The organism is Pseudomonas sp. R62, from assembly GCF_000257605.1.
In the GTDB taxonomy this organism is placed as follows: Bacteria; Pseudomonadota; Gammaproteobacteria; order Pseudomonadales; family Pseudomonadaceae; genus Aquipseudomonas; species Aquipseudomonas atacamensis.
Genome location: NZ_AHZM01000882.1, coordinates 1 through 1109, shown reverse-complemented (window position 1 = coordinate 1109; position 1109 = coordinate 1). Strand labels below are relative to the sequence as shown.

General features: G+C 63.5%; 1 protein-coding gene. It reads right to left on the bottom strand.

Features of this window, described 5'->3' with window-relative positions:
- Positions 1 to 1109 (bottom strand): condensation domain-containing protein (locus tag OQK_RS00840; RefSeq protein ID WP_038860180.1); only part of this gene is annotated, 1109 nt, incomplete at both ends.

The following is a 1109-nucleotide window of genomic DNA, read 5'->3' as shown; positions in this document are numbered from 1 at the left end:
CGGCCTTGAAGCTGCCGATGATCATGGCGAGCAGGTCGAGATTACGCTCGGCCAGCAGCGCCACCGGTTGATCCATGCGCACACCGGCAGCGACCAGGGCATGGCCGAGGCGGTTGGCGTTGTGATTCAGTTCGGCATAGCTCAATTGCTGATCGAGGCAACTGGCGGCGATGCGCTGCGGATGCGCCGCGACCTGCGCTTCGAACAACGCCACGTAGCTTTGCTCCAGCGGATAGTCATGGCCGCTCTGGTTGCAACCGTGCAGCAGGAAGTCGCGCTCTTCGTCGCCCAGCAGCGGCAAATCGGCCATGTCGCCATGGAAGCCGTCGACCAGCGCCAGCAGCAGGCGCTTGAACTCACTGAGCATGCGCTCGACCGTCGCCTCGTCGAAGTAACGCTGGTCATAGGACAGGTGCAGGCCAAGGTCATCGCCCGGGTAACATACCGCCGTCAGCGGGAAGTTGGTGTGGGTACGGCCGGAATCCGAGGTCGCATTCAGGCTCTGTGCACGATCAAGCACCGAGACTTCCACCGGGGCGTTTTCGAAGACGAACAGGCTGTCGAACAACGGCTGGCCTTTGGGCAATTCGCTCTGTTCCTGGATGTTTACCAGTGGCAGGTATTCGTACTCGCGCAGTTGCATGTTGCTGTCGAGCAAAGCGCTGAGCCATTGACGCACGCTGCTGCGCTGATCGTCCGCAGGCATCTTCACCCGCAAGGCGATGCTGTTGATGAACAGGCCGACGGTGCGTTGCATTTCCGGCATCTCCACCGGCCGCCCGGCCACAGTCACGCCGAAGAGCACGTCGCGATCGCCGCTCAGGCGCCGCAAAACCAGAGCCCACGCAGCCTGGGCGAAAGTGTTGACGGTCAGTTGATGTGCCTGCGCCAGTTCCCGCAGCCGTGCGCCGTCCTCGACATTGAGGCGGGTGTAGCGGTCGCCGACGATCATGCCGCCGCTTTCACCGGCGTGTTCGCGCAGGAACGGGCGGTCGCTCGGGATCGGCGTGGTGCGCTCGAAGCCTTGCAGATTCTGCCGCCACCACTGCCGCGCCTCGGCCAGGCTCTGGCGTTGCAGCCAACCGATGTAATCGCGATAACGCGGCGGC